Origin of the sequence: Synechococcus sp. CC9311 (assembly GCF_000014585.1) — a bacterium.
GTDB lineage: Bacteria > Cyanobacteriota > Cyanobacteriia > PCC-6307 > Cyanobiaceae > Synechococcus_C.
In genome coordinates, this window is record NC_008319.1 from 926073 (window position 1) to 952276 (window position 26204).

Sequence of the window (26204 nt, forward strand, 5' to 3'; positions counted from 1 at the left end):
AACGTTCATCGCTATCAAGTTTGTAGGGCGATCGATTTGGCTGGACTGAAGAAGCGCAGGCCCTTATGCACTCCTTAATTCCGTTGCTATGGCCTGATCGGCGGCAGTCGTTGCATTTGCCGGTGCATGGTCGGGGCAGAGCCTTGCCGCCAGCTCTGAAGCGCCTGCTGCGGAAGCCACCCGGTAGTTGGGATCTTCCAGAACTTCCTGAGATTGGTGGGCCCCTTGAGAAGGATGGTGCTGTTGCAGATGCGCAAGCGCGACTGGCTTCCCGGTTGGGTGTTGCCGGTTGTTGGTTCGGTGTTAACGGTTCAACTGGTTTGCTTCAAGCAGCGCTTTCGGCCTTGGCTGGACCTGGCCAGGCTGTGTTGTTACCGCGCAATGCGCATCGCAGCTTGATTGCTGCCTGCGTGTTGGGAGGGATTCGGCCTGTTTTTTTACCTGTTCCATTCCTTTCTGATCGTGGACATCCGGGTGCGATGTCTGCGCAGGGTTTGGAGAGCGCGCTCACAGCTCTGCCTTCCATCCCTGAGTCGATCGTGGGCGCCGTGTTGGTGCATCCCACCTATCACGGTTATGCATCCGACCCCACCCCTTTAATCGCAGCCCTGCATCGTCGCGGCTTGCCCGTGCTTGTGGATGAAGCGCATGGCACCCACTTTGCTTTCGCTGGTGGGGAAGCCTTGCCTCGCTCCTCCCTTCATGCGGGCGCTGATCTCGTTGTGCATTCCTTGCATAAATCAGCACCTGGTCTGGGGCAGACAGCTGTTCTTTGGCTTCAGGGCATGCGTGTGAGTTCTGCAGCAGTGCGAGCGTCGTTGCTTAGGTTTCAGACCAGCAGCCCCAGTGCCTTGTTGTTGGCCTCCTGTGAGGCCACTTTGAATTGGATGCTGACCCCAACCTGGGAACGCTTGCTGCAGAGAAGATTGAAAGAAGCGCGTCAGCTTGCCATTCGACTTGTTGCTGCAGGACTGCCGTTGAGGAGCAGTGATGACCCCTTGCGTTTGATTTTGCTGACGGCTGAGAAGGGAATCAGTGGTTTGGATGCCGATGCATGGTTAATGCAGCGTGGATTAATCGCTGAACTTCCAGAACCCTTTTGTTTAACCTTTTGCCTGGGCTTGGCGTCTCAGCATGGGTTGGCCCAACGTATGCAACGACTTTGGCGGAGGCTTCAGGAGTCTCACCCCAGTTCTGGGCCTTTGGAACCGTTGCTCTTGCCGCCGTTACAGACCTGTTCAACGCCTGAACTGCTTCCAGCGCTTGCTGTTCGGGCTCCAGCGTGTGAGCTGTCTATCCACGACAGCGCTGGACGTATTGCCGCAGAAATGATTTGTCCTTATCCGCCAGGCGTTCCATTGCTCATCCCTGGCGAAAGAATTGGATTGGATCGCTTGGAGTGGTTGTTGAGTCAGCACCGCAGATGGCCGGAACTGGTGCCCGGTATGGTGAAAGTTCTGGCTGAAGAGCCGCAGGTGCAACTGGGGTGATTTCAGACGTAGCGAGCAGCAGCCAAGGCAAAACCAAGAAGGGTTTTGATCGCAAGCGCTTGCTCAGTGGATTGCTGGCTGGCGCTTTTGGCTTGCTGGTGGTGGGCCTCGGCGGGTGGTGGTTCACGCTCGCGTTGGGGGTGATCGTGCATCTGGGTTTGTTGGAATTTTTCCGAATGGCCCAGTTCAAAGGCATGAGGCCTGCCACAAAAACAACGCTCGTGGCATGCCAGCTCTTGCTCTTCAGCACGCAGTGGGCCAATTCAGGAGGTCTTCCGGCTCTTTTACCTGATGCAGTGCTGCCTTTATCGGGTGCAGCAATCTGTGGTTGGTTGTTATTGCAGCCCGTAACAGGATCGATTGCCGACATTGCCGCTTCAATTTTCGGTTTGTTTTATCTCGGTTTCTTGCCAAGCCATTGGTTAAGACTTCGCAATCTCACTGATTTTGATGTTGCTCCCATTTTGCAACGTTTAAGTCTTGATAATTCCTGGCTTTCATCGGGATTATTGATCACACTTGCTGCCTGTTTGATGGTCGTTGCGAGTGATATTGGCTCTTACATGATTGGTCGTCGATTTGGGCGTCATCCTTTGTCTCCTATCTCTCCGTCGAAAACGATTGAGGGGGCAATCGGAGGTGCGTTGTGCTCTGTTGTGGTGGGAGCTTTGATGGCAAGTGTTATGGGGTGGACTCTGGGGTGGTTGAGTGGAGGCTTGCTTGGAGCATTGGTGGCTCTCTTTGCGCTCGTCGGAGATCTCACTGAGTCGATGATGAAACGAGATGCAGGTGTTAAAGATTCTGGCGATGCTCTCCCTGGTCATGGGGGGATCCTTGACCGGATTGATAGTTATTTATTCACTCCTGCGGTGGTGTATTACGCCTTGGTTTTGGTGATGCCTTTGATCGCAAGTTAGTTCTTGTAAATTAAAGTTTAGGGGCTGACAGTTGCTTTCCCTTCAAGAATTAATTGGCCAGCTTTGAGGTGAGCTTTTTGAATGTGAATACCAGGATCCATCGGCAATAAAAACGATTTTCCTGTCTCGAGATGGGTGATCTGAATGGTGCCCTCTGAGGCTTGTAGGCCGAACCGAGCGCGTACAGGATCATGTGTTGAAATCACGGCAGCCTGCAATTCCAGTAAATCGTCGTCGATGCTCAAGGAACGAAGAGGCGTCAGCCCCATCAATTGCTCACTGAGGAGATCTGCCAGCCACCTCCAACGATCACTGGCCATTGCACGATTGAGATCGGCTCCGCTTAACACCACCTCCCCATCAATGTTGAAGGGATGGGAGAGCTGAATCGGCTGGCCAGGATTGGAGGGATTGATGTGTGCTTGAAGGGCACCCGTTTTCAGCTCAGCACGCAGAAGGGGGAGTTTTTGAAAACTCACCTTCCGGGCTGTTAAGGACACACCTTCCAGCTTGCCCCGCAGGAGTTGCAAGGCTGATCCTTGGAGAGTCAGCTTCAACTCACCCACTTCATCGCATTGACCTCGGATCCAAATCTGCAAACCATTGGAGAGCAGTTGAAGCAGAGGACCAGAGCTGTTTGCATTCATGGCAGGCATTCTGATCCCCGCCAGCGTTTTGCCACCAACTCCGGTTGATCGAGATGGGGAAGATGCCCGCAGTTGGCAACCAATTCAAGCTTGTCCCCCAATAACTCCTGAGCGGAACGTTTTTGAGGAGCGCGCAAGATCCGATCCTGCTCCCCCCAGAGCACATGCAGTGGCTGAGAAGGAAGTGGTGAACCGCAACCTGCAAACCCTCCGCTGCGGGCGAACGCCGCTAGCGAACGCGCCCATCCAGGCACCTTGAGATGCAGGGATGCAATCTCAATTTCAGGTTCGCCAACGTTGCTGTCTGGATCGGCAAAGGCTTGTCTGCACAAACCTCGTCTGACGCCAGGCCTGCCCAAGAACCACACCCCCAGTTGGTCAAGCACTGGAGGTAGTGGCATCGGTTTGCCGTCCAGTCCTGCTGGAGCGAGAAGCAGCAAGCGATCGATGCGGTCGGGATGTCGCCGCGCGAGTTCCATCGCAACAGACCCACCCATTGAGGCCCCGATCACACCGATGGCTTCGTTTGTTGAAAAGGTATCCAGAAGTGCATCGAGATGTTTCAGGACCAGCTCAGGTCCGTAGCTGGTTTGTTCTGGTCTTGGGCAGAACCCGAATCCGAAGAGATCGGGAATGATCAGCGTGTTGTTGGTTTTAAGCAGGGGTACAAGACGTCGGAATTCCAGATTGGAACTATCAAATCCATGCAGCAACACCACCGGTGGCCCACTGCCCACTGTTACCACTGGATAGTGGTCAGCCCCCGCATCGGTGCAGGAGAGTTCCAACCAGTCCAAGCCTTTGAGCAGTTCACGGGCCAGAGGATCGAGAAGAGTGGAGGCTGCGTTCTCAAGAATGCGCTTGTTGGTCAAGCTTCAGTCTCCAGAGACGTATTGATGGAGCGACTGTCAGCCTCGGTGCTCACGAGAGCTTCAAGCAGATCGGTTTCGGTGACCTCGAAGGGGAGATGGTGTAGGTCGGATCCTGGCCGGCAGGCGAAGCTGCAAATGGCGCGCAAATCATGCAATCCTGTCTCTCCAAGCCCAAGATCTTGGAGAGAAACGGGTAGACCAAGTTCCTTGAGTAAGGGCAGAAGTTGGCGACGGGATTGGGCGGCCAGTTGATTGCCACCAAGGCGTTCTTCAAGCCGAAGCTGAACCAGAATGCCAAATCCCACTTTTTCCCCGTGCAACTTGCCGTGACAAGAAGGCAATTGCGTTAGGCCGTTATGGACTGCATGGGCCGCAACCGTCCTGCACTGCGCTCCTCCAAGGCCACCAATCACTCCGGCGGTAAGACCACAGGCTTCAGCAACCCGGACCCAGGCCTCACTCTCAGGACGAGCGATGGCGTCAAGGGCATCAATCAAAAGTTGATCGCGAAGCACTCGGGCCATTTGAACGGCCTGTTGGATCATTCCGTCCGTACTAGATCCGCTACTCACGGAAGCTTCGTACCACTTGGCTAGGGCGTCGGCGATACCACTGGAAAGGGTTTGATTCGGTGCTTGGCGAACCAGCCCATGATCAAAAATCAGGAGATCTGGGCAAGCATCGAGTGCCACGTCGGCAACAAACGCTCCATCTGGGGAATAAATGTTGGCGAGAGCTGTCCAACCTGCGCAGGTTGCTGCACTGAGCGGCACTGTGATGCAAGGAACTTTGAGGCGATAGGCCAGGAGCTTTCCTGCGTCTAAAACCTTGCCTCCTCCTGCTGCAATCAAGGAGTCACACGCAGTTGCCTTGAGCGAGGCCTCAAGGCGAATGAGGTCATCCTCACAGCAGTCGAAGTTGAGTTGAACTTCTTCAACTGTCAGTTCGTTTGAAATGAGATCAGCCTTCAAACCATCACGTATGGCTTGAGTTGCTGGGCTACGCCCTAGCAGTGCTGGTCTTTGACAGAGGTCTGCAATGGCAGGAAGGCCACGTTGCCATGCTTGCTCTCCCCGAATGACCCGGGAAGGAGCAATGGCATGTGTGTGGCAAACCAACGACGTGGTCATGGTTTGACTCAGACCCCAGCGTTGGCCAATTGCGGTGTCACTGGAGTGGCGGTTTTGAGGTGGCGAACAACCACTTTTTTATCGTCGTCGATGTCCACTTCAGCGGAATCTCCCTCTTTGATGCGGCCGGTGAGGACTTCCTCAGCCAGGCTGTCCTCGAGCAGGCGCATCACCGCACGACGCAGGGGCCTTGCTCCGTAAGCAGGGTTGTATCCCTCCTCAACAAGACGTTCTTTGAAAGCGTTGGAGACCGTCAAAGTAATCCCTTTGTCACCAATTCGAGCAAACACTTCCTTAAGCATGATTTCCGCGATGTCTTTCACCTCTTCACGATTGAGTTGACGGAAGACAATAATCTCATCTAGACGATTAAGGAATTCAGGACGGAAGTACTGCTTCAGTTCCTCATTGACCAGTGATTTAATTCTGTTGTACTGATTCTCTTCGGCATTTTCACCAGAGAATTCGAAGCCCAAACCACCGCCGCCTTTTTCAATCACTTTCGAACCGATGTTCGACGTCATGATGATCAAAGTATTTTTGAAATCAACGGTTCTTCCTTTGGAATCTGTCAGACGACCATCTTCTAAAAGTTGCAATAGCAAATTGAAGACATCTGGATGAGCCTTCTCAATCTCGTCAAAGAGCACAACCGTATATGGACGACGGCGAACGGCTTCTGTGAGCTGCCCTCCTTCATTAAATCCCACGTATCCCGGAGGTGAACCGATCAATTTGCTGACCGTATGCCTCTCCATGAATTCCGACATGTCAAGACGGATCATCGCTTCTTCGCTACCGAAGAAGTAGGCGGCGAGTGCCTTAGTGAGTTCTGTTTTGCCGACACCTGTAGGACCTGAGAAAATGAAGCTTGCAATCGGCCGATTAGGGTTTTTCAAGCCAACCCGAGCACGACGAATCGCTTTGGAGACTGCCTTGACGGCTTCGTCTTGTCCGATCAAGCGCTTGTGGAGAGTTTCCTCCATGTTTAACAATTTGACGGATTCACTTTCTGTGAGCTTTTGAACAGGGACCCCAGTCCACGAGGCCACAATGTGTGCGATGTCTTCCTCGTCAACGACGGGAGTGGTGAGGAGTTGTGGTTGTGCTGTGGATCCTTCTGGTGCAGCAGAGGCCGCGGCTTCTCCTGCAGCAGCGTCGGTGGTTTGGTCAGCATCACCACTGTTGGCTGGAGCTTCTTCTCGGCTGCTTTGCAGCAAAGTACGAATCTTTTCGCGCAACTCAACTTCTTTGTCGCGTAGTTCCCCTGCGCGACTGAAATCTTGATCACGAACAGCATCTTCTTTGTCCTTCTGGACAGCGCGTAGCTCTTTATCCACTTCCTTCGCTGCAGGAGGCAGCTTGGAATTCAGCAGACGAACTCGACTTCCAGCCTCATCAATCAGATCAATTGCCTTGTCGGGAAGGAAGCGATCGGAGATGTAGCGATCGCCCAATGTTGCGGCTGCGTCGAGGGCCGCGTCGGTGATTTTGAGGCGATGGTGCTGCTCATAACGCTCACGTAGTCCCCTCAGAATTTCAATGGTGTCTGCGATGGAGGGTTCGCCCACCGTGACGGGTTGGAAACGACGCTCCAAAGCCGCATCGCGTTCGATGTGTTTGCGGTATTCATCGAGCGTTGTTGCTCCGATGCATTGAAGTTCTCCACGCGCTAACGCTGGCTTAAGAATATTTGCTGCATCAATCGCACCTTCAGCTGCACCAGCCCCAATCAACGTGTGAACTTCGTCGATCACCAAGATCACATTGCCGGCTGACTTGATCTCTTCCATGATCTTTTTGAGCCGTTCTTCAAACTCACCGCGGTATTTCGTGCCTGCAACCAGCAAGCCGATGTCAAGGGTGAGAACTCTCTTCTCTTCCAGGATGTCTGGAATATCTCCCTGCTGAATCCGTTGAGCCAAGCCCTCGGCAATAGCAGTTTTGCCAACACCAGGCTCACCAATGAGAACAGGATTATTTTTCGTGCGTCGACCGAGGATTTGAATAACCCGATCAATCTCCTTGTGACGTCCAACCACCGGGTCCAGTTTCGCTTCAGTTGCTAGTTGGGTGAGGTTGGTGCCAAATTCGTCCAGTGTTGGGGTCTTGGTAGATCCTTTAGAACCACCACCACCGCCAGCACCCACTTCAGCTGTTTCGCCAAGCATGCGAATCACCTGAGTCCGCACCTTGGCTAGGTCCACACCAAGATTTTCGAGCACTCGTGCTGCAACCCCTTCGCCTTCGCGAATGAGACCCAGGAGGAGGTGCTCAGTACCGATGTAGTTGTGCCCAAGCTGCCTGGCTTCTTCTAAAGAAAGTTCAAGGACACGCTTGGCGCGGGGAGTGAAGGGAATTTCAACGGCAACGAAGCCTGATCCCCTGCCAATGATCTTTTCAACTTCGACCCGAGCATCTTTGAGATTGACCCCCATCGACTTGAGCACCTTGGCAGCAACGCCGGTGCCTTCACCGATCAGACCCAGCAAAATCTGCTCTGTACCAACAAAGTTGTGGCCAAGGCGACGTGCCTCTTCTTGGGCCAGCATGATCACCTTGATGGCCTTCTCGGTAAACCGCTCGAACATCTTGAGGGCCTTTAATGGTGAAACTAAGCTATCAGGGATAAAGAGTTGTTGTGATCACTCTCGATACCAACTCAGATCCCAGTAGTGATTTGGGCTAAGCCTCTCAAAAAGTGTTAATCAATGCAGAAATGTAGTGCGGGTTTCTGTTTGATCAGTGCGGGTATCCCTACCCGCCGCATACTGAATTGATTCAATTGAGTTTAATTTCTCATTGCATCTCTAGCGACTGAATCAAGGCGTCTTTGCCATTGCGGTAATAGCCGGCCCTGCGGCCAATGGTTTTGAAGCCCAATGCGCTGTATAGAGCCTTTGCTCCCAAGTTGTCTTCGGCCACATCAAGGAACGCTTGTTTAGCTCCAGCGTTGTTGGCATCCGCCAGTAGCTGGTTCAAAACAGTGCGCCCCAATCCGCGGCGCCGTTGCTCTGGAGCAACTGCAATCAGAGTGATTTGCAGCTCATCCATGACAACCCAGCCACAGGCCATTGCCAATAAGTCGTCTGCATTTGCAGCGATTCCGATACAGAGTCTCTGAGGATCAGAGAGTTCTCGCTCCCAGTGGTCTGAATTCCAAAGACCATTGAGAGTTCGCGCATCGAGTCTCAGGCATGCCAAGACATGCGATTGATTAAGTCGGATCGTTGTTTGCGTCAGGGGTGAGAAGCGTCGCTTCTTAGATTGCCCCCATTGCCCGCCTCTGACGACTCCATGGCCACCCCTTATGAATCCGGCTGTGATCACGTCAGCCCCAATCGGAATCTGGCTCCAGTGTCAGCTGAGCTCGATGATCTGGGCCGTCTGATGGTGGGGGGCTGTCGTTTGAGCGAACTTGCAGAGCGATATGGAACCCCTCTTTACGTTCTAGATGAGGTGACTATTCGCGCCTCGGCTCAGGAGTATCGGGAAGCCTTGAAACGTCATTACCCCGGCGATTCTCTTGCTGTTTACGCATCCAAAGCCCATAGCTCCTTGGCTCTTACAGGCCTCGTGGCTTCAGAAGGACTTGGTCTGGATGCCGTTTCAGCTGGAGAGCTGCTCACAGCTCTGGATGGAGGGATGCCACCAGAACGCATGGTGTTGCATGGAAATAACAAGTCTGTGGAGGAGCTCGCCCTCGCTTACAGCCATGGGGTGATGGTGGTGGCCGATAACCAGCACGATTTGGATTGTCTAGCTGAGCTTGTTCCTCAAGGTGGAGGACCGGTTCGCTTGATGCTGCGTTTCACGCCTGGCATTGAGTGCCACACCCACGAGTACATCCGAACGGGACACCTCGACAGCAAATTTGGGTTTGATCCTGATCAGTTGCAGCCCGTGCTGACAGCATTGGCTGGGTGTGCTTGGGCCCGTGTTGAAGGTCTACACGCGCACATCGGGTCGCAGATTTTTGAACTGGATCCGCATCGGGATTTGGCAGCTGTAATGGCTGATGCTCTCAAGTTGGCCCGGGAGCTTGGTCATCCAGTCCGTGATCTCAATGTCGGCGGGGGACTTGGAATTCGCTATGTCGAATCCGACGATCCACCGTCGATTGATGCCTGGGTCAAGGTGGTGGCAGAAGCCGTGACCCTGGCGTGCCGTGAGCGCGGTCTTGAGCTGCCTCGTTTGATGTGCGAGCCCGGTCGTTCTCTTGTGGCATCCAGTGGCGTGACGGTTTACACCGTGGGCGCGCGCAAAGTGGTTCCAGGCATTCGCACCTACGTCTCGGTTGACGGAGGGATGAGCGACAACCCGCGTCCGATTACCTACCAGTCTCTCTACACGGCATGTCTTGCTGACCGTCCTTTGGCGCAGGCAGACGAAACAATCACTTTGGCCGGGAAGCACTGTGAATCAGGCGACGTATTGCTCAAGGATCTGTCGTTTCCGTCCTGCCGAAGCGGTGAGGTGCTGGTGGTTCTGGCGACGGGTGCCTACAACCTCTCGATGAGCTCGAACTACAACAGGATTCCGAGACCTGCTGCTGTGTTGGTTAATCAAGGAGAGGCTGAATTGATTCAGAGGCGTGAGCAGCCTGAGGATTTACTTCGTTATGACCTGATGCCAGATCGCCTGCGCTCGGTAAAGTGAGTTTGAAAGCATAAGGGGTGCATAAACGCAATGGCGGTGTTGCAACTTCGCCTGCTGATCGACGTTTTGTGCGCCTCTGCTCTCGGTTTTCTTCTCTTCACGAGAGTCAACGAGCAGCGAACCCTTTGGCTGTTAAGGGGGTACCTGTTTCTTGTTGCTCTCGCCTGGTTCGTTAAGCGGTTTTTCAATCTCCCACTCACATCGACTTTGGTCGATGCACTCGTTCTTGCCTGCTCACTGTCTTTGGCCATTCTTTGGCAGGGAGAATTGCGCCGGTTGATGGAATTGCTAGGCACGGGACGGCTCGCCGTTCTGTTGGGCAATCCTCAAAGCAAGCTCAGAGCGACCGCCAGTACCGTTGCTCAACTAACTGATGCTGCAGGTCGCCTTTCTAAATCGCGTCGTGGTGCCTTGATTGTGGTGGATTTAGGCAGTGATTTACGCCCTGAAGATTTCCTGAATCCAGGTGTGACTGTCGATGCGCAGCTGAGCAGTGAACTGGTGCTCAATTTGTTTGCCTCAGACACACCTCTCCACGATGGTGCCGTCGTGCTGAAGGGAAATCGGATTGTCTCCGCTGGAGCCATCTTGCCGCTGTCGCGTCAAGGCATTAGCCGCTACGGCACAAGACACCTTGCTGCTCTGGGCATTACCGAACGCTTCGACCGCTGCATCTGTGTCGTTGTGTCTGAAGAAACAGGCACGTTGTCCCTCGCGAATCAGGGAAAGCTCGAGCGTCCGATCACCAGTTCGCGTCTTCAAGATTTATTGACCGAATTGATGGCGGCTCCGGTGTCCTCTACTTCAGCGAAAACGGGGTCTTCACGTAGCGTAAAAAATATTTCCCAGGACTCATCGCTTTGAGTCAACGCTTGGCCACCAGTTCAGATGACGCTCGGATTGAGGTTTTTCCTGCCGAGCTCATTCCTCAGCGTTTGCCGGCTCATGTGGCAGTGATCATGGATGGCAATGGACGCTGGGCACAATCAAGGGGCTTGCCGCGTGTCATGGGGCATCGGGCAGGCGTAGAGGCCCTGAAAGCCACCTTGCGTCGATGCAGCGATTGGGGTGTGAAGGCTCTCACCGCTTACGCCTTCTCAACGGAGAACTGGTCTCGCCCTGGCGATGAAGTGAATTTTTTGATGACTCTGTTTGAGCGGGTGCTGGAACGGGAGCTACAGGCCTTAGAGGCGGAGAGGGTGCGGATCCGTTTTCTTGGCGATCTTGAGCCTCTGCCTTCCCGTCTTCAGTCCTTGATCGAAGAATCGACGAAGCGTACGGCGTCCAATGATGGAATTCATTTCAACGTCTGCACCAACTACGGGGGACGGCACGAGCTGGTTGTCGCGGCCAGACGGCTGGCTGAACGCGCTGCAAGTGGGGAGCTTGACCCCTCCGAAATTGATGAGCGTACCCTTGCTGGAGAACTGTTCACAGCCGATGAAAGCGATCCCGATCTCTTGATTCGCACCAGTGGTGAACATCGAATCAGCAATTTTTTGCTGTGGCAGCTCGCCTATGCCGAAATACACGTTACCGATGTCCTTTGGCCCGATTTCGATCGTGAGGCCTTAGTGGGTGCGTTCTTGGATTATCAAAGCCGAACCCGTCGCTTTGGGGGGTTAGTGGTCTAATCGCCGATGCTCTGGGATCCTGAGGGTTCGAGGTTCTCTCTCAGGGTTGATGACGGAAGCGGTTGAAGTGCGCCATGACTGGACACGAAGCGAGATCGAAGCGCTTCTGGATCTTCCCCTGATGGATTTGCTTTGGCGTGCTCAGGGGGTTCATCGTGCATCGAACCCTGGATATCACGTTCAGTTGGCCTCGCTATTGAGTGTCAAAACCGGTGGGTGCGAAGAAGACTGTGCCTACTGTCCTCAATCGATGCATCACAGCAGTGATGTCACAGGCCAGCCCGAATTGCAGGTTGCGCCTGTCTTAGAGCGTGCCAAAGCTGCTAAGCAGGCTGGTGCGGATAGGTTTTGCATGGGCTGGGCTTGGCGTGAAATCCGCGATGGTGCCCCATTCGAGGCGATGTTGCAGATGGTGAGTGGCGTGCGTGCCTTGGGGATGGAAGCCTGCGTCACGGCCGGAATGCTCACCGATGGCCAGGCCCAACGTCTTGCGAAGGCGGGGCTAACGGCGTACAACCACAACCTCGATACCAGTCCTGAGCACTACGACAAAATCATCACTACTCGGACTTTCCAAGAACGTCTTGAGACGCTTGAGCGGGTGCGTCAAGCGGGAGTGACCCTTTGCTGCGGCGGCATCATTGGCATGGGGGAAACCATTGGGGACCGGGCCTCCATGTTGCAGGTGCTGGCATCGATCAACCCCCACCCAGAGAGCGTCCCGATCAACGCTTTGGTGGCGGTCGAGGGCACTCCTCTCGAGGAACTCCCTCCCATCGATCCGATCGAGTTGGTTCGCATGATTGCCGTCACGAGGATCCTGATGCCTGGCAGTCGGGTTCGCCTGAGTGCAGGTCGGGAACAGCTCAGCAAAGAGGCTCAGATTTTGTGTCTGCAGGCTGGGGCGGATTCGATTTTTTATGGCGAAACGCTTCTCACGACAGGAAACCCTGCTGTGGAGGCTGATCGTGAGCTGCTTCGCACCGCCGGCGTGCAGGCCAACTGGCTTTCTGCTTCAGAGAAGCTTGCCGCGTAGTTCAGTCTCTAGTTGTGGTGGCTTTGACTGCGTGAATGGATCTTCTGAGATCTCTTGCTTTGGCTCGAACGAAACGACATAACGACTTTTTCTTTTCAGATCAGTGGCTCAATATCTTTTACGAGATGGGACACAAGGAACCGTCTCATCCGACCCCTCAAGCTTTGACGTGCTCACCTATCAGAAACTGTCGGGGGAATCCGTTCATGCAGCTCTGACCATTCAGGCTGAGAGCGACATTTTGAGGTCAGTTGATCTTGGTCGGCTTGTTGAATTGAGCGATGATCACCCTGTCTTCAGCAGTGCTGTTGTTGCCTGATGGAACCTGAGATGGGAGCTGATTGGAACAAGGATGATCTTCTGGTCGCAGCTTTTTATGCCTTTACTCCGTTGGCTGAGGCGGATCAACAGAAACTGCTAACCGCCCTTCCTCCCCTGGCTCAGGCTGAAACCGTTCTCGGTTCGGTATTGATCGCTGCTGAAGGCGTGAACGGCACGGTTTGTGGTCCTTCGTTTGGAGTGGAGCGCTTGCTTGCCCTTCTACGCAGCCAACTTGCACTGGGTGATGCCCATTACGAATCCCTGGAGGTCAAGCACAGCTGGAATCCCGAACAAGTGTTTCGACGATTTAAGGCCAGGAGCAAGCGCGAAATTGTCACGCTTGGGCAGCCTCAAGTGGACCCTCGAGACAGTGTGGGCACTTATGTAGATCCACAAGATTGGAATGGCTTGATTGATGATCCCAATACGTTGGTGATCGATGCGCGCAACACCTATGAGGTGGCGATCGGCAGTTTTGCGGGGGCCTTGAATCCGCAAACCGAGAGTTTTAGGGACTTCCCCGACTGGGTGGATCAGGAGCTTCGTCCTCGCATCGAGCGTGATGGACCTCAGCGGATTGCCATGTTTTGCACGGGAGGAATCCGTTGCGAAAAGGCCAGCAGTTTTCTGCAGCAGCAGGGATTCGGCGAAGTCCATCATTTGCGTGGAGGCATTCTTCGCTATCTCGAAGAGGTTCCAGAGCAAAACAGCCGTTGGCGAGGGGAGTGTTTCGTGTTCGATCAGCGCGTTGCGCTGAACCATCAGTTGGAACGAGGTGACTACTGCTTATGCCACGCTTGCGGCTTACCGGTTTCGTCTGAGCAGCAGAGTCTGCCGAGCTACATCAAGGGCGTGCAGTGTTTGCATTGCATCGATCAATTCACAGATGCAGATCGCCGCAGATTTGCGATGCGCCAACAACAGATTGACCAGCTTGCTGCACGCGGCTAGTGCTTCAGTGGCCATGACTTGCTTTCAGGCTTCGCTTGCTGCCCATCCTTTACAGCTTTCGCCGTTGTCCCTATGCGATGCGAGCTCGTTGGGCTCTGCTTCAGGCAGGTTTGATGGTGCAGTGGCGTGAGATTGCACTCAAAGCCAAGCCTGCCGCGATGCTGGAGGTCTCTGCTAAGGGCACGGTTCCGGTGCTGGTCCTTCCGGATGGCAGCGTTATTGATGAGAGTTTGGCGATCATGCGCTGGGCTTTGCTGCAGGCTGACACCCGAGGCGTGTTGGGAAAAGCGGACTCGGACCTTTTGATCGAAGAAAATGACGGGCCTTTTAAGCATCATCTCGATCGTTTCAAGTACACCGATCGCTATCCCGGTGCCGTAAAAGAGGACCATCGCCAGGCTGGTCTTGTCATCCTGCGCAGCTGGAGCGAACGCATCAGTCAAAACGGCTGGTTGCTGGCTGATCGGATGGCTTTGGCGGATGGGGCCCTATGGCCGTTTGTACGGCAGTGGCGTCTTGCGGATGCGGTTGGATTTGATGCTGATCCAGATTTGTCACCGTTGCGGGACTGGCTCACGCGGTTTGTCGATGACCCGATGATGGAACGGTTGATGCAACGTGCTGATCCTTGGTTGCCAGGTGGAATGCAACCAATTTTCCCGGCCGATTCCATTGCGATTCCCATGGATCAACCGTTGTTTCATCTCGCCTTGGAATCCGATTGGCAGGCTGCCATCCAGCGAGGCGACTATCGCGTTTCAACGCGTGGCTGTTCTCTCGAGCAGGTGGGATTCATTCATCTCTCTTGGCAAGAGCAGCTCCAAGACACGTTTGATCGGTTTTATGCCGACGCTGGTGCCGTCCTAACGCTCAGAATTAATCCAAAGCTGCTGTCTGCCCCTCTGAGAGCAGATGCCATCTACACAGGTGTTCTTTTCCCGCACCTGTATGGCCCGCTTCCAATTGCCTCGGTGGTCGAGGTGAGTCCTTTCTCTTCTCTGCCCGCTTCCTGATGCTCAATGACCTAGAAGCTCAGGCACGAGAACGTGGCTTGCTGCTGCGCCTCAAAGTTGGACGCCCCCTGGGACTGTGGAGTTTGCGCTTGGTTGTGGCTGAACAGCTGCCCGCTGATCGCTTGCAACTCCAGGGCGAGATGAAAGCCTGGGCCTATGGCGCCACCACTGGACTGCAGCTCGACACAATGCGAGTTCGTCCCAAAGCTCCTGCTGGGACGGGAGATCTGATTTGGGCCGCAACCATGGCTTGGGCGCTTGAGTCCACTCCTTGCCAGAGGGCCAGGTTGTTGGCGATACGGGATGCAGAGGGTCAGCATCGGCGTTTGGTGCGCTACTTCAAGCAACGAGGTTTCAGCACGGTGCATGAGGTGGAGGCAGCTGTTTGGGACTTGCCTCTGCGGATGGTTTGGGGTGGTGCTGGTGCGCTGATGACGGCTGATTGTGCCGAGGTGCAGCAGCGAGCTGTTCAGCGCTGGACGGCTCAGTCTCCTGCTGCGTGATAACTGCTGCGCACTAATGGCCCACTGCGCACTTGAGTAAATCCAAGGTCGGTGGCGATGGCGCCAAGTTCTGCAAATTCCGTGGGGTGCCAGTAACGAGCTACAGGGATATGGGCTAAGGATGGCCTTAGGTACTGGCCGAGGGTGATGCGCTGACAATCGACACTGCGTAGGTCTTTCAAGGTGTTGATGACTTCATCTTTGCTCTCGCCCAAACCAAGCATCAGGCCGCTTTTGGTGGGTATCGATGGGGCAAGTTCTCTGGCCGCGGCAAGTAGCCCAAGCGAGCGGGTGTAAGTCGCCCCACGGCGGACTTCACCTTGTAGTCGCTTCACCGTTTCAAGATTGTGGTTGAAACAAACTGGCTGTGCTTTCAGAACAGTGGCTAAACGTTTCTGTTGAGCTTGAAGCGCTTTGGTTTGATCGGCGATACCGCCCCAGAAGTCTGGGGTGAGTACTTCGATGGCGATCAAAGCATTGCGGGCACGAATCGCCGCCATCGCGTTCGTGAACAAACTGGCCCCATGGTCTTCAAGGTCATCGCGGGCTACGGCCGTGAGGACCACGTAGCGCAGTCCCATGCGAAGCACGGCTTCTGCAACCCGTTCACCTTCTTCAGGGTTCACTGCTTCAGGTGAACGTCCTTTATCCACTTGGCAGAACGCACAACTACGGGTGCAGATGGAGCCACCGAGTAAGAAAGTTGCGGTACCAGCTGCGTAACACTCCCCTCGATTGGGGCAGCGGCCCTCCTCGCAAATCGTGTTGAGCCCATTCTGTTTGACCAGAGTTTGCACCTGTTCAATCGCTGAGGCATTACCGATGGGTCGTCTCAACCATTCCGGCAAGCGCTCACTGGGGCGTATTCCGCTGTAACGGCTCATGTTCGCTTTCATGACCGCATGTCTGGGAGTTTCATTCAACTGCTCGACGACCTTCAAGAGCCCGACTCAAGGTGACGTCGTCCGCGTATTCGAGTTCGCTTCCAACTGGAAGGCCGTAGGCGATTCGACTGACTTCCGTAAATGGTTTGAGCAGGCGAGCCAGGTAGAGGCTGGTGGTATCACCTTCCACGCTGGGGGTGAGCGCAAGGATGACTTCGTTGATCTCGTCTGCTGCAACCCTTTTCACGAGGTTGCTGATCTGCAGCATTTCCGGACCGATGCCGTCCATCGGAGAGATCAGGCCTCCCAAAACGTGGTATCTACCGGCATATTCCCTGGTGCGTTCGAGGGCCAGTAGATCCCTTGAATCGGCTACAACGCAAAGCATCCCGATCGAGCGCTCTGGATTCCTGCAAATCTCACATGTGGGTTCGGCACTGAGATGGAAACAGGTTTGGCATTGCCCTACCTGACTCCTTGCCGCCAAGAGAGCGTCAGCAAAACTGTGGATCTGCTCTTCTGGTTGGCGTAGCAAATGGAGGGCCAGTCGTTGTGCAGTCCTTGGACCAATGCCAGGGAGACGTTCGAACTGGTCGATCAACCGTGCTAGCGGTCGGGTGAAGCCGCTCAGAACTCTTTTGCAAGTCTCTGAAATCTAGGCAGGGAGATCTCCGGGCAGAATGGGATGGATTTATGAACGATTCGATGCGCTTCCCGTTACAAGTTCCGCTCCGATCGCTCCTCAGCGTTGTCTGTGTTTTATTGCTCACCGCCTGCAGCGGTGCTGGAGCTGGTCTTAATTCGTTCCAGAGCCCTGACGGTAGATACGCCTTCCTCTACCCCACCGGTTGGACGCGGGTGGCGATGACGGGAGGCCCCACCGTTGTCTTTCACGACCTGATTAATAGTGATGAAACGGTAAGCCTTGTGGTATCGGATGTAGATGCCGACAACGATTTACAGAACCTGGGCAGTGCTGTTGCCGTAGGAGAACGCTTGCGCCGTGATGTGATCGCCCCAGAGGGCAGCGGACGCAATGCCGAGCTGATCGAGGCACGAGAACGAGAGGCCTCAGGTCATACGTTCTATGACCTGGAGTACGCCGTGCATCTTCAAGATCGTGATCGCCATGAGTTGGCCACTGTCGTTGTGGATCGGGGCCGCTTGTACACCCTTGCGACCAGCACGAATGAAAGCCGCTGGCCTCGCGTTAAAGACTTGTTCGAATCTGTGATTACATCGTTTACGTTGTTGATCTGATAAGGGTTCAACCATTGAGATGGCCGAGCTTCGAACATTGATGACAGACGATTGATGTTGAAAGACTTGTCCTCATCCATGGTTTTCACGATGTACCTGCAACAGCGACATTCCCTGTGTCTTTAATATCCTTCAGTAAGTTAAAAACGCGCTGGGATGGTCTTGATGACCATCGGCAGGTTGGGGCTTGTTTGGCAGGAATGGGGGGATTGTTCACAGCTTGGCTTTTATTCTGGCCAGTTCCTACTCAAGTTGAAGGTAAAGGTGTTCTGATCTACCCCGATAATGCTGGCGTTTTGAATGCCAGGTCTGCTGGTCAAGTTCTCAACGTTGATGTGCGTGTGGGTGATCGCGTTGAGAAACAGCAGGTACTCATGACGCTATATTTGCCTGAGCTTGAACGTGAACTAGAGCAAGAAAAAGGGAATTTAAACCAGCTTCAAAAACAAAATATCGAGTTAAATCAGCGCGATGTATTGCGTATCGAGACTGCACGACAGGCTCTTGATACCACTCTCGCCAAGCTCAAAGATGACGAGCGAAGGCTGGGTGAATTGCAAAGCACTTTTTCGGGGAAGCTTCGAAATCTTGAATGGTTATCGCGACGTGCTGTGGTGGCTCCTCTATCCAGTGAAGTGGTGTCCGCAGAACAAGGACTGACCAGCACCAGCGTTGCCTTGGATGATCTGAAGATTCAGGGCAAACAGGCTCTCACAATATTTCAGCAAATCAAACTTGATGTTGAGTCTGAGCAGCTCGATCGGACCTTTGTGATTGATGATCTGAAGCGTAAGATTCGCGTCAGCGAGGCGAAATTGGCCTTTGATGGCACGATTACAGCTCAGCGTGATGGCAGTGTGCTGGATCTTCAAGTGATTCCGGGTCAGACCATCAAAATGGGTGATCGTCTTGGCACGATTGGAAGGGGGGAGGTGGCTCGAGGTAACGGTCCTGATCTGATCGCTGTCGCCTACTTTCCACCTGCTGATGCGCGACGACTACCGCTTGGGTTGCCTGTTGAGGTGGTCCCGCGCTGGAACCAAAGGGGCCGGTTTGGTGGAATTGAAGGGAAGGTGAAAAATGTGCTGACGTTGCCTGCAACCCAGGAAGATATCGCCACCACAACGGGCAATGCACAGCTTGCTGAAGACTTGGCCGGAGATGGCCCAGTGATGCGGGCTGAGATCAGTTTGCAGCGTCGATCAAGGTCTGATGATGGTTTTCTCTGGACGCTTTCTAATGGCAGTGGCGTCTTCCCGATCCGCGATGGTTTGACCGTAGACACCTTTGCTTATGTGGAATGGCGCTCACCGATCACCTATGTCTTGCCCGGGCTTCGTTCGATCACAGGCGGTTACCGCACATTGAGGATTGATCGTGTCTTTGATCTGCCTTTTCTTCGTCAACCTGACACCCTTCCCTGATCTTTCCACGATGTCAATGCGTCCATTACTTAAGCAAGAGATTCCTTGGCTAATATCAGAATTGGTGTTGTTAATTATTCTATTAAATGCTAATCCGCCTGAATTGTGGTTTTGGTTTGTTGTTTTTTTGGTGGTTTTTGGATATCGAATCGAGCGCTGGTGGTCTTCAAGGGCTGACTAGTTGAGATTATTTGAAGGAAAACTAAGAGTTAATTGGGTGAAGACTGGATCGTTTGGATTTTTAGGCATGGGCAAGAGTTCACGCAGCATGCGTGCATAGGTGACATTTACATTCAAAGTGGCGAATAATCGTCTTACTAAGGCGTTAACGAGCTGTTCCTGGGTAATGGAAAGGTTGATTTCATCGCTTAATCCGGTTTGATAACGCAGTTGTGTGTCTCGGAAGGCCTCTTTGCTGGCACCAACAGCACGTCTGGCCGACACTAATTTCGCCAAACTGGCTTCATGGTTTAAAAAAGCTCGCTCCAGTCGTAAGCGAATCGCGTTGCGGGTGTTTGCATATTGCTCTGCGGTTGCTTGCTCTTGAAGTTTCAAGGCCTTCACTCTGTTTGACGTGCCACCGGCATCAAAGATCATCCAATTGAAGGCCAGTCCTACCGACCATTCGTATCCGCTGACCTGCTCGAGGGGAAGAAAAGTGCCTCCGCAGCATCCACCTCCGATCAGCGCAAGATTTGACGTGCGTTCCACGGATCCCAAGCCACCGGCTGCTGCAAAGAGACTGAGCCTTGGTAGCAGCTGAGCAGCCGCTTCGTCTTGGCGGCGCATGAGTGCTTGCTGTGTTGCGAGAATCGCAGTGAGCTCTGGATTGTCGTCGTAAGCCGCCAATACCGTTCTTTCTAAATTCAGGGGCCATCGTGGTTGGAGGCTGATGGGGTCGCTTGCACTGGGGATGATCTCACTGGAAAGATTGAGAATGGTCCAAAGTTCACGGCGGGCTACCGCACGATCAGTCATCGCTTGGATCAAGCTTTCTTCGTCTGCAGCGAGAAGGCTGCTTCGTCTGAGCAGATCCACTCTCGGAACAAGACCAGCTTGTTTTAGGTCAAGAGTGTCTTCTAATACGACCAGATCAGTGCGAACGATCGCATCGCGTATCCGCACAAGTTGCTCAGCACGTTGAAGGTTGTAGTAGGCCTCGCTCACTTCAAGCTGAATGGCTCTTAACCGGTCGGAATAGAGATTTTCTTGTTGGGTGAGCCGGGCTTGGGCTGCTTGAACCCTGGGAGTTCGAGCAAAATCAATAATGTTGTAATCGAGCTGAAGCCCAGCATCTGCCGAAACTCCATTCGCTACCGCCCCTAGCCCACCTCCTGGTGGGATGTAGAAGGGGCCAGCGCTGGAGCCACTGACTTTGTCTCCATCATTGGTGAGAGCAAAATTGGGAGTTTGCCCTTTTGAATTAAAGAGTTCTCCAAACCCAAAGGTGTTGTTTCCATAGGGGTTGTAAGTGGTTGTTCCGCTTTGAAATCCATCGACGTTGGCGAAAACGCTGATCGTTGGCCAGTAGCGACTTGATTCGGATGCAATGGTGGCGGCTTGAGCCTTGATTAAATCTCGTTGAGCGCCCAGGGATGGGTTGTTGCGGAAGGCGATCGTGACAGCATCTTCAAGAGAGAGAGAAAGAGTTCGCGATGCAGTGTCAGCTGAAGATGGAAGGCGAAGAAGAGGGTCTGGCTGGGTCTCTTGTTCTGTTAGCTCTCCGGATGCGGGTGTATTGACATCAATCAGTAGTTTGGGAACTTCAATCGATCTGAGATCGTCACTGCTCTCAATCGCTGGAGCTGGACCAGTCAACGTATCGATAGCGTGGACCTGGGTATTGAGGCGCTCCCAACTTTTCTCAAGTTGCTCTGTCGTGCCGCCTTCATCCAGTGGAGCAACGTTGGTCTGAGCTGCTACGGGAGCGAAGGTGTTGCAAATCAATCCGAGCGCGCATACGTAACGGGAGAGGACCAGATCACAGCGGGATGGTTTCAACACGTTTGTCGGATGACGACTTCTAAAACGACTTTTGGGTATGTTCACGCACTCTGGTCAATGATGAAAGGTGTCCAATGCAAAACTATGATGAGTTTGATCGCTAGCTATCAAACTGGATGGCAACCATGAGACTGTTCGTAAGCTGAACGATGCTGTAACAATTGACCGCAAACAGCTTCAATAGTTTTTGATTTTAATGAACTTGATTGGCTGGAGTCTCTGCAATCCTTGAAGAAGTTTAATGCATGCTGGGTGATTTCAAATGCTCAATCCCTCATTGGTAGATCGTTTATGATGGTTGACTTGGAGCGGGTGGATGTTGCTTCGATGATTGCTGATCGGATGTAGTCAATTAGGGTCATTCTTAAGATTATTTGTCTCAGCTGCTGGTTATTTATCTGTTTGTTGTCAGTGGAAAGTGTGCCTTCCGTTGTCAGTTCAAGCCATTGGCTGAAGTCTCGAGAAAGATCCTTCATTGCGATCAAAGTCCCAGGATTGAATTGTTGATTATTAATTGTTTTTGGGCTTTTTAGCTCAGTACTGATGGTTAGCAATTGAGCGCTCAGAATATCAAATAAGTCTGCTTCCTCGTTGTGAAGTCGTTTGACTTTCTCTGATCTAATGAAGGGTGCTGGTAAGCTTCTAATAGATTCAAGAGAGGTCATAATCTGTGAGGCCAAAAGATCAATTCTGCTCCAAATGTCGTGTAGTGGATGTTGTTCGGGATTAACTCCCAGCTCTAATTGTGCAAGAACCTGTTGTTGCCTTGCTGCGTTGAGTTGTCTGATGAGTGAAATGCGTTTTGCCTGTTGTTTACTCGGTGGACTTGAGGAAGGATTGTTTTGTCTGAGGGTATCGCCTTCATGTTTTAGCTCCACTCCGAGGGCATCTAGCAATGATGCAAATTGTTGGTGTAATTGAGGAATAGTTTGACTGGGCCAAATCCATTGACACGCCAGTAGTGAAATGACAATGCCAAGTCCAGTCCAGAATAGGCGAATGGGGCCCCAGATGGTTTCGACCTGTTCATGAACAAGCCATCCCATAACGATGATCGTGCCTGCAACTTTGTACCCCACTTGTAGACCGAGAATTCCTCCTAAAAGTCTTGTTGAAGCTAAAGCTAATCCGAGTCCTAAAGGGAGAGGGAGATCTAGGCATTTTGTAAATATGATCAAAATAATCACGCCCATCAGCGACCCCATCAGCCGCTGAATGCCCAGCTTCATGGAATTGCCGTAGGTACTCGATAAAACGGCTGCTGTTGTTAATGGCAAATAAAAGCCATATGGAATCGAACTCAGGAGACCGAATCCAGCACTCAATCCCGTAATAAGGACAAGGCGTAATTCTTGTCTAGTAAACCAAGGCTTGCTGTGGGGTTGACTACTTTTTTTTATCATTCAAATGAGTTTTGCTTCACGGCAAAATCAAGTTTTTTCTGACTTCTAACGATTCGAAGGAATCGAGTACCTTCTTCCTCTAAAAGAATACGCTGGGAGAGGCTAAGTGGACTATGTGAATCTATATGTAATCGTTTCCATCCAAAGTCATTGCTAATATCTAACTGATCAGCAAGTTCAGGTAATTGCAAGGGCTGATATTTTACGGCCAGAGCGTCAAGAAGCCTTTCTATCAAAATCCATTGCGCATGTAGGCTGCGCCAAAGGCTCATCCGTTGTCGCCAGCGTAGCTGCACCAATTGTTTAATGTGTTTCGAGCCAAGCTGTTCTTCAATATTAATAAGGCGTTGAATTTCCAAGAGATCTTTCGTGATCAAGCCTGGCTGTAAAGGTGGTGGTGAAGACGTAAATCCTTGGAGCGACTGGCTATGTTGTTGTATGCGAGTGTTTAGTGAATTAAGCAATCTTTGATGAAGCTCTTCCATTCGCGTCAGTCGATTTTTGGGCCAAAGTAAGCGCCCGATTGCAATGGCTACTACGATTCCAACTAAAGTATCTATGCTTCTGTTTAAAATATAATACCAGTTTAACTTTGTATAACCGTGAACGCCTAAAAAGATCACGGTAATCACAACGGCTGTCGACAAGCCGCTGCCCCAGCCAAGGAGGCGCAGTAAGGGGACAGTAATTAAGAGGCTGACGAAAATGCCGATCCAGCCTGAAAGCATTGTGTGGACTAAAAAAACAACAAAGCCGCCAGTTACTGTTCCTAAAATCCTTCCTTTGGCAGCATCAAGTGTGTTTTCGTCTTGATCGTCGACGACTAAAATGACGGCTAAGAGCGGATAAAAAACAAAGCTAATTCGATCAAAGTGTTGGGCAATCGCGCATGTGATAAAGATGCTGATGCCAAGCCTAAGACTTTGTTTTATAAGATTACTGTCTATTGTTGCAATGTTCATTTTTAGAGGTAATCAGAAGTTCGATCTGAGTCTCTTGCTGCTGGATCTTCCTGCCTCCGCGTCCAGCGATGAATTAGTGGCAGGCCATTGTGTATCAAGATAGCTCACGCCATTTTTATAAAAAGGACGAGCATTGAGTTGATTGGTTTTGAGTTCTGTTGTTCCCATGGCAGCGATCAATTTGCCTATCTCTAAAGGTCCAAGATCTGTTTCAAGATTACGTCCAGCTGCCGTGATCAAGGCTGGCAGGCGGATGAGATGCTGAGGTTGTATGAGTTTGTTGAACAGGCTTTTTAACACAAGTTGTTGTCTGTCAAGTCGTCCAAAATCTCCCTGTCCATCATGGCGCCAGCGCAGAAAACCTTCAAGGTCACGTCCTTTGAGAACCTGGCGTCCTGGCTGGAGGTTGATCAGTAATCCTTGGCTTCTGTCTTGGTAGTAGAGCCGTTTTGGTACATCCACTTCGAGACCACCAAGTAAATCACTAATGGTGCGAATTCCTTCAAGATTCACCAAAATATGGTGATCGATCGGTCGTCCCATGAGGCGTGTTAGTTCTGATTTAACAGCATCTGGGCCGCCTGTGGCATGGAGTGCGTTGGCCTTCATTGGCCCAAAGTTACGTGAATCAATATAACTATCTCTTGGAATTTGTATAATCGAAGTCTCGCCATTCTCAACGCTGAGGACGAACATTGTGTCTGTATTGCCTCCTCCAGCATCCATGCCGAGAATCACTATATTCTCGCTTTCAAAACTGGTCCAGTTTTCAAGTGGGTTGTTGATTGAGGCTAGTTTGGGGAGGTCTGTTGAGGGAATGAGAGATCGACTGAGAGGTATCGATAGCAGCAATCCACCCAAAAGTCCTATGACTGCTGCTGTGAGCAGGGATCTTTTGTTCGGACTTCTTTGGCCGTTCATTCGCAAATCTTAGGTCTGTTGCTGCAACCGTTGGATTGTGTTGATGTTTGTGTAGGTACAACCATGATTAATGGAGTGGATCGCTGATCATTAGGGCTGGGCAACTCAACTGGTGGACCAAATTGCTTGTGCGATCACTGGCCGGAATGGGGAGTCCAGCAACTCGGCGTCGTTGTGAACGCAGAATCACGAGATCTTGGTTTTTGCTGAACCAGTGAATTTTGGAATCGATTCCAGGTCCCTGAATCAGTTTGATTTGAATTTGATGGCTGTCGATGTTGCGTGGACACCAACTCATCAGTTGGTGTTCCATCCAGGATCGTTCGTGTCGGTTGAAGCGTGGGTCGTGGATGTGCAGAAGACTGATGGTGGTGGATGTTGGGTCTGGTGCGGTTGAGAGTAGCCGTAGGGCGAGTTCAAATTGTTCGCGTGCACTGGCTGATAGATCTTTGATTGGAACCAGAATTTGGTTCAGATCCTTCAGTTCTCGTTGTCCAAGATTGGCTACCACAACTGGGCAATGGGCGGTTCTGCAGACCCCGTCCACGAGGTCGCCCAGGAGCCATTTGCGTAGCGGGTCAGGGCGTCCTGCTCCAATCAACAGAAGATCAGCTCCTTCTTCCAAAGCGCTTCTGCTCATGCCCGCAGCGATGTCATCATCCACGCGCAGTAGACAACGCGTGGTTGCAGTGAGGCTCTCTCCGTTTGTTCCTGCCTGACGCAGCCTGGCTCTCGCTGCAGATAAGGCTCGATTTAAGCCACCGCGAGCCTCTTCGAGGCTTGGACTCACCAGTGCAAGTGGTAAGAGCTGTCCGTTGTGCTCGCCTTCTCCCTGGGAGAGTCGAGCGGCCAGCTTCAGCAGGCTCAACTCTGTGTCTGGGTTGGCAACTGGAACTAATACTTTTAGGGGGCGGCGGACCACTTCTCCAGGGACCTCCTGATTTCCATCGAGATTTGTGGTGCCGTAGGTGGAGCGCTCATTCGGTTCCATCAGCGCTACGACCGAGCGTGTGGTGAGGGTTGGACCGAGTGTCGCTGTGACGACCATCACGGCTAGAACGCTGTTGAGAACTGTGTTGTTGAGAAGGCCGGCTTGGAAACCAATGAACGCGGTGGCAAGCGTGGCAGCCACCTTGGGCATGGCGAGTGACCACATCAGCAGCATTTGATTGGGGCTGTAGCGGAACCAGCGTCCGGCAATCACTGCTGCAAGTGCTTTACATCCCAAGGCTCCAGTGAGCATGAGGGCTGTGAATTCAATGTTGCCGATGCTGTCGGCGAGGCTGCCTAGATCGAGCAGCAGTCCTAAATGAATGAAGAAAATGGGGATGAATAAGGCTCCGCCCACAAAGATCACTTGCTCTTTGACCTTGCCTTCTGGAAGGACGGAATTCACTGCCAGCCCAGCCAGAAAGGCGCCGACGATTTTTTCAACTCCTGCTAATTCAGCACCAAGTGAAGCCACAAATAAGGTGAGTAGGACCGCCAGAAAAACCCGGTTTTCATCGATCACATTTCGCATCCATAGATGCTGTCCAACCATCCGAATGCCCCAGACGACGACACAAGCAAACACGCCGATGCTGATCAGCAGTGAAGTGAAGCTGATCGGTGTGAGGTTTCCTTTGCCCAGCCCTAGGGCAACAGCGAGCAACAACAAGGCTGCAATGTCGGTGAAAATCGTGCTTCCTACGCTTACGATCACGGATTCGTCACGCTGGGCTCCGTAACTCCTCACGATCGGATATCCGAGCGGAGTGTGGGTTGCCATCAGGGCTCCCAAGAGGAGGCTGGGCACTAAGGGGAAGCCAAAGATCTGGCCGATGCCGAATCCCGTTCCAACTCCGAGTACAAAGATCAGGGCTCCAAATGTTACGGAGCGACGTTTGACCCTGTTGAACTCTTCGAGGTCGATTTCCAGCCCAACGGTGAACAGTAAATAGATGGCTCCGATATCGGAGAGAAGGGTGATTGTTTCACTTTTGGCGTCGATCCAATGCAATACATGGGGCCCGACCAGTACACCAGCGGCTAATAGTCCGACGAGATCAGGAAGCCTTAACCGTCTGGTTAAAGGCGGAATTAAGACGCTGATCGCAACAAGCTGAGCAAAAATGCCCAGTGGGTGATGCATCAAGTGGGATAGCGAAGCAGCCATCGGCGAAGTCTTGGA

Annotated in this window: 24 protein-coding genes; 12 read left to right on the forward strand and 12 right to left on the reverse strand. The window is 52.6% G+C overall.

The window, feature by feature from the left end:
- Positions 1-65 precede the first annotated feature (65 nt).
- Together SYNC_RS04785 and SYNC_RS04790 are read left to right on the forward strand one after the other, a co-directional pair.
- The gene (locus tag SYNC_RS04785; RefSeq protein ID WP_011618956.1) at positions 66-1490 is read left to right on the forward strand and encodes an aminotransferase class I/II-fold pyridoxal phosphate-dependent enzyme; all 1425 of its coding nucleotides are present in this window, start codon (positions 66-68) and stop codon (positions 1488-1490) included.
- The gene (locus tag SYNC_RS04790) at positions 1487-2407 is read left to right on the forward strand and encodes a phosphatidate cytidylyltransferase (RefSeq protein WP_011618957.1); all 921 of its coding nucleotides are present in this window, start codon (positions 1487-1489) and stop codon (positions 2405-2407) included. Before SYNC_RS04785 ends, SYNC_RS04790 begins: the two co-directional genes overlap by 4 nt.
- Before the next feature lie 17 nt (positions 2408-2424).
- On the opposite strand, the gene SYNC_RS04795 is transcribed toward SYNC_RS04790, so the two are convergent.
- The 5 genes from SYNC_RS04795 to SYNC_RS04815 all read right to left on the reverse strand — a co-directional run bounded on the left by SYNC_RS04795 (position 2425) and on the right by SYNC_RS04815 (position 8260).
- Entirely contained in the window at positions 2425-3063 is a 639-nt protein-coding gene (locus SYNC_RS04795; protein WP_011618958.1) for a DUF2993 domain-containing protein, read from the reverse strand.
- Positions 3051-3926 carry an alpha/beta fold hydrolase gene (locus SYNC_RS04800; protein WP_041426442.1) on the reverse strand — a complete coding sequence of 292 codons (876 nt, stop codon included), beginning with the start codon at positions 3924-3926 and terminating at the stop codon, positions 3051-3053. Before SYNC_RS04800 ends, SYNC_RS04795 begins: the two co-directional genes overlap by 13 nt.
- Positions 3923-5056: an iron-containing alcohol dehydrogenase family protein gene (locus SYNC_RS04805; protein WP_041426443.1), complete on the reverse strand. Its 1134-nt coding sequence runs from the start codon at positions 5054-5056 to the stop codon at positions 3923-3925. Before SYNC_RS04805 ends, SYNC_RS04800 begins: the two co-directional genes overlap by 4 nt.
- An 8-nt stretch (positions 5057-5064) precedes the next feature.
- Positions 5065-7647: an ATP-dependent Clp protease ATP-binding subunit gene (locus SYNC_RS04810; protein WP_011618961.1), complete on the reverse strand. Its 2583-nt coding sequence runs from the start codon at positions 7645-7647 to the stop codon at positions 5065-5067.
- Between the two features lie 208 nt (positions 7648-7855).
- The gene (locus SYNC_RS04815) at positions 7856-8260 is read right to left on the reverse strand and encodes a GNAT family N-acetyltransferase (RefSeq protein ID WP_041426444.1); all 405 of its coding nucleotides are present in this window, start codon (positions 8258-8260) and stop codon (positions 7856-7858) included.
- A gap of 93 nt (positions 8261-8353) precedes the next feature.
- Between SYNC_RS04815 and lysA the strand changes: the two genes are divergently transcribed.
- The 8 genes from lysA (at position 8354) to SYNC_RS04855 (ending at position 15173) form a co-directional block, all read left to right on the forward strand.
- Positions 8354-9715 (forward strand): diaminopimelate decarboxylase, encoded by a 1362-nt coding sequence (gene lysA, locus SYNC_RS04820; RefSeq protein WP_011618963.1) that lies wholly within the window; start codon positions 8354-8356, stop codon positions 9713-9715.
- A gap of 30 nt (positions 9716-9745) precedes the next feature.
- Positions 9746-10579, forward strand: coding sequence for a diadenylate cyclase CdaA (gene cdaA, locus SYNC_RS04825; RefSeq protein WP_011618964.1), 834 nt, complete (start codon positions 9746-9748; stop codon positions 10577-10579).
- A complete protein-coding gene (locus SYNC_RS04830; RefSeq protein ID WP_011618965.1) occupies positions 10576-11349 on the forward strand; it encodes an isoprenyl transferase in 774 nt (257 codons plus the stop codon). The genes cdaA and SYNC_RS04830 overlap by 4 nt, the downstream gene beginning before the upstream one ends.
- A 49-nt stretch (positions 11350-11398) precedes the next feature.
- A complete protein-coding gene (gene bioB / locus SYNC_RS04835; RefSeq protein ID WP_041426446.1) occupies positions 11399-12385 on the forward strand; it encodes a biotin synthase BioB in 987 nt (328 codons plus the stop codon).
- 103 nt (positions 12386-12488) lie between these two features.
- The gene (locus SYNC_RS04840) at positions 12489-12704 is read left to right on the forward strand and encodes a hypothetical protein (protein WP_011618967.1); all 216 of its coding nucleotides are present in this window, start codon (positions 12489-12491) and stop codon (positions 12702-12704) included.
- Positions 12704-13657, forward strand: coding sequence for a rhodanese-related sulfurtransferase (locus tag SYNC_RS04845; protein ID WP_049750325.1), 954 nt, complete (start codon positions 12704-12706; stop codon positions 13655-13657). Before SYNC_RS04840 ends, SYNC_RS04845 begins: the two co-directional genes overlap by 1 nt.
- A 35-nt stretch (positions 13658-13692) precedes the next feature.
- On the forward strand, positions 13693-14670 hold the full coding sequence (locus SYNC_RS04850; RefSeq protein ID WP_011618969.1) for a DUF952 domain-containing protein: 978 nt from the start codon (positions 13693-13695) through the stop codon (positions 14668-14670).
- Positions 14670-15173, forward strand: coding sequence for a hypothetical protein (locus SYNC_RS04855; RefSeq protein WP_011618970.1), 504 nt, complete (start codon positions 14670-14672; stop codon positions 15171-15173). The genes SYNC_RS04850 and SYNC_RS04855 overlap by 1 nt, the downstream gene beginning before the upstream one ends.
- On the opposite strand, the gene lipA is transcribed toward SYNC_RS04855, so the two are convergent.
- Positions 15155-16057, reverse strand: a complete 903-nt coding sequence (gene lipA, locus SYNC_RS04860) for a lipoyl synthase (RefSeq protein WP_011618971.1) — start codon at positions 16055-16057, stop codon at positions 15155-15157. The genes SYNC_RS04855 and lipA overlap by 19 nt on opposite strands.
- Positions 16058-16088: 31 nt before the next feature.
- The gene (gene recR, locus SYNC_RS04865; protein WP_071813681.1) at positions 16089-16688 is read right to left on the reverse strand and encodes a recombination mediator RecR; all 600 of its coding nucleotides are present in this window, start codon (positions 16686-16688) and stop codon (positions 16089-16091) included.
- 74 nt (positions 16689-16762) lie between these two features.
- Between recR and psbP the strand changes: the two genes are divergently transcribed.
- Together psbP and SYNC_RS04875 are read left to right on the forward strand one after the other, a co-directional pair.
- Positions 16763-17317, forward strand: a complete 555-nt coding sequence (psbP, locus tag SYNC_RS04870) for a photosystem II reaction center PsbP (protein WP_011618973.1) — start codon at positions 16763-16765, stop codon at positions 17315-17317.
- A gap of 116 nt (positions 17318-17433) precedes the next feature.
- The gene (locus tag SYNC_RS04875) at positions 17434-18741 is read left to right on the forward strand and encodes an NHLP bacteriocin system secretion protein (protein WP_011618974.1); all 1308 of its coding nucleotides are present in this window, start codon (positions 17434-17436) and stop codon (positions 18739-18741) included.
- 177 nt (positions 18742-18918) lie between these two features.
- Here SYNC_RS04875 and SYNC_RS04880 read toward each other — a convergent pair whose 3' ends face one another.
- The 5 genes from SYNC_RS04880 to SYNC_RS04900 all read right to left on the reverse strand — a co-directional run bounded on the left by SYNC_RS04880 (position 18919) and on the right by SYNC_RS04900 (position 26189).
- Entirely contained in the window at positions 18919-20745 is a 1827-nt protein-coding gene (locus SYNC_RS04880) for a TolC family protein (RefSeq protein ID WP_237699281.1), read from the reverse strand.
- A gap of 266 nt (positions 20746-21011) precedes the next feature.
- A complete protein-coding gene (locus SYNC_RS04885) occupies positions 21012-22148 on the reverse strand; it encodes an FUSC family protein (protein WP_011618976.1) in 1137 nt (378 codons plus the stop codon).
- Positions 22145-23110, reverse strand: coding sequence for an aromatic acid exporter family protein (locus tag SYNC_RS04890; protein WP_011618977.1), 966 nt, complete (start codon positions 23108-23110; stop codon positions 22145-22147). Before SYNC_RS04890 ends, SYNC_RS04885 begins: the two co-directional genes overlap by 4 nt.
- 12 nt (positions 23111-23122) lie before the next feature.
- Positions 23123-24031: an LCP family protein gene (locus SYNC_RS04895; RefSeq protein WP_011618978.1), complete on the reverse strand. Its 909-nt coding sequence runs from the start codon at positions 24029-24031 to the stop codon at positions 23123-23125.
- Positions 24032-24098: 67 nt separating this feature from the next.
- The gene (locus SYNC_RS04900) at positions 24099-26189 is read right to left on the reverse strand and encodes a cation:proton antiporter (protein ID WP_011618979.1); all 2091 of its coding nucleotides are present in this window, start codon (positions 26187-26189) and stop codon (positions 24099-24101) included.
- Positions 26190-26204 lie beyond the last annotated feature (15 nt).

Coding starts and splice junctions, on each gene's coding strand:
- SYNC_RS04785 (WP_011618956.1), top strand. CDS start 66: ATGCACTCCTTAATTCCGTTGCTATGGCCTGATCGGCGGCAGTCGTTG.
- SYNC_RS04795 (WP_011618958.1), bottom strand. CDS start 3,063: ATGCCTGCCATGAATGCAAACAGCTCTGGTCCTCTGCTTCAACTGCTC.
- SYNC_RS04805 (WP_041426443.1), bottom strand. CDS start 5,056: ATGACCACGTCGTTGGTTTGCCACACACATGCCATTGCTCCTTCCCGG.
- SYNC_RS04810 (WP_011618961.1), bottom strand. CDS start 7,647: ATGTTCGAGCGGTTTACCGAGAAGGCCATCAAGGTGATCATGCTGGCC.
- lysA (WP_011618963.1), top strand. CDS start 8,354: ATGGCCACCCCTTATGAATCCGGCTGTGATCACGTCAGCCCCAATCGG.
- cdaA (WP_011618964.1), top strand. CDS start 9,746: ATGGCGGTGTTGCAACTTCGCCTGCTGATCGACGTTTTGTGCGCCTCT.
- bioB (WP_041426446.1), top strand. CDS start 11,399: ATGACGGAAGCGGTTGAAGTGCGCCATGACTGGACACGAAGCGAGATC.
- SYNC_RS04845 (WP_049750325.1), top strand. CDS start 12,704: ATGGAACCTGAGATGGGAGCTGATTGGAACAAGGATGATCTTCTGGTC.
- SYNC_RS04855 (WP_011618970.1), top strand. CDS start 14,670: ATGCTCAATGACCTAGAAGCTCAGGCACGAGAACGTGGCTTGCTGCTG.
- lipA (WP_011618971.1), bottom strand. CDS start 16,057: ATGAGCCGTTACAGCGGAATACGCCCCAGTGAGCGCTTGCCGGAATGG.
- psbP (WP_011618973.1), top strand. CDS start 16,763: ATGCGCTTCCCGTTACAAGTTCCGCTCCGATCGCTCCTCAGCGTTGTC.
- SYNC_RS04885 (WP_011618976.1), bottom strand. CDS start 22,148: ATGATAAAAAAAAGTAGTCAACCCCACAGCAAGCCTTGGTTTACTAGA.
- SYNC_RS04890 (WP_011618977.1), bottom strand. CDS start 23,110: ATGAACATTGCAACAATAGACAGTAATCTTATAAAACAAAGTCTTAGG.
- SYNC_RS04895 (WP_011618978.1), bottom strand. CDS start 24,031: ATGAACGGCCAAAGAAGTCCGAACAAAAGATCCCTGCTCACAGCAGCA.
- SYNC_RS04900 (WP_011618979.1), bottom strand. CDS start 26,189: ATGGCTGCTTCGCTATCCCACTTGATGCATCACCCACTGGGCATTTTT.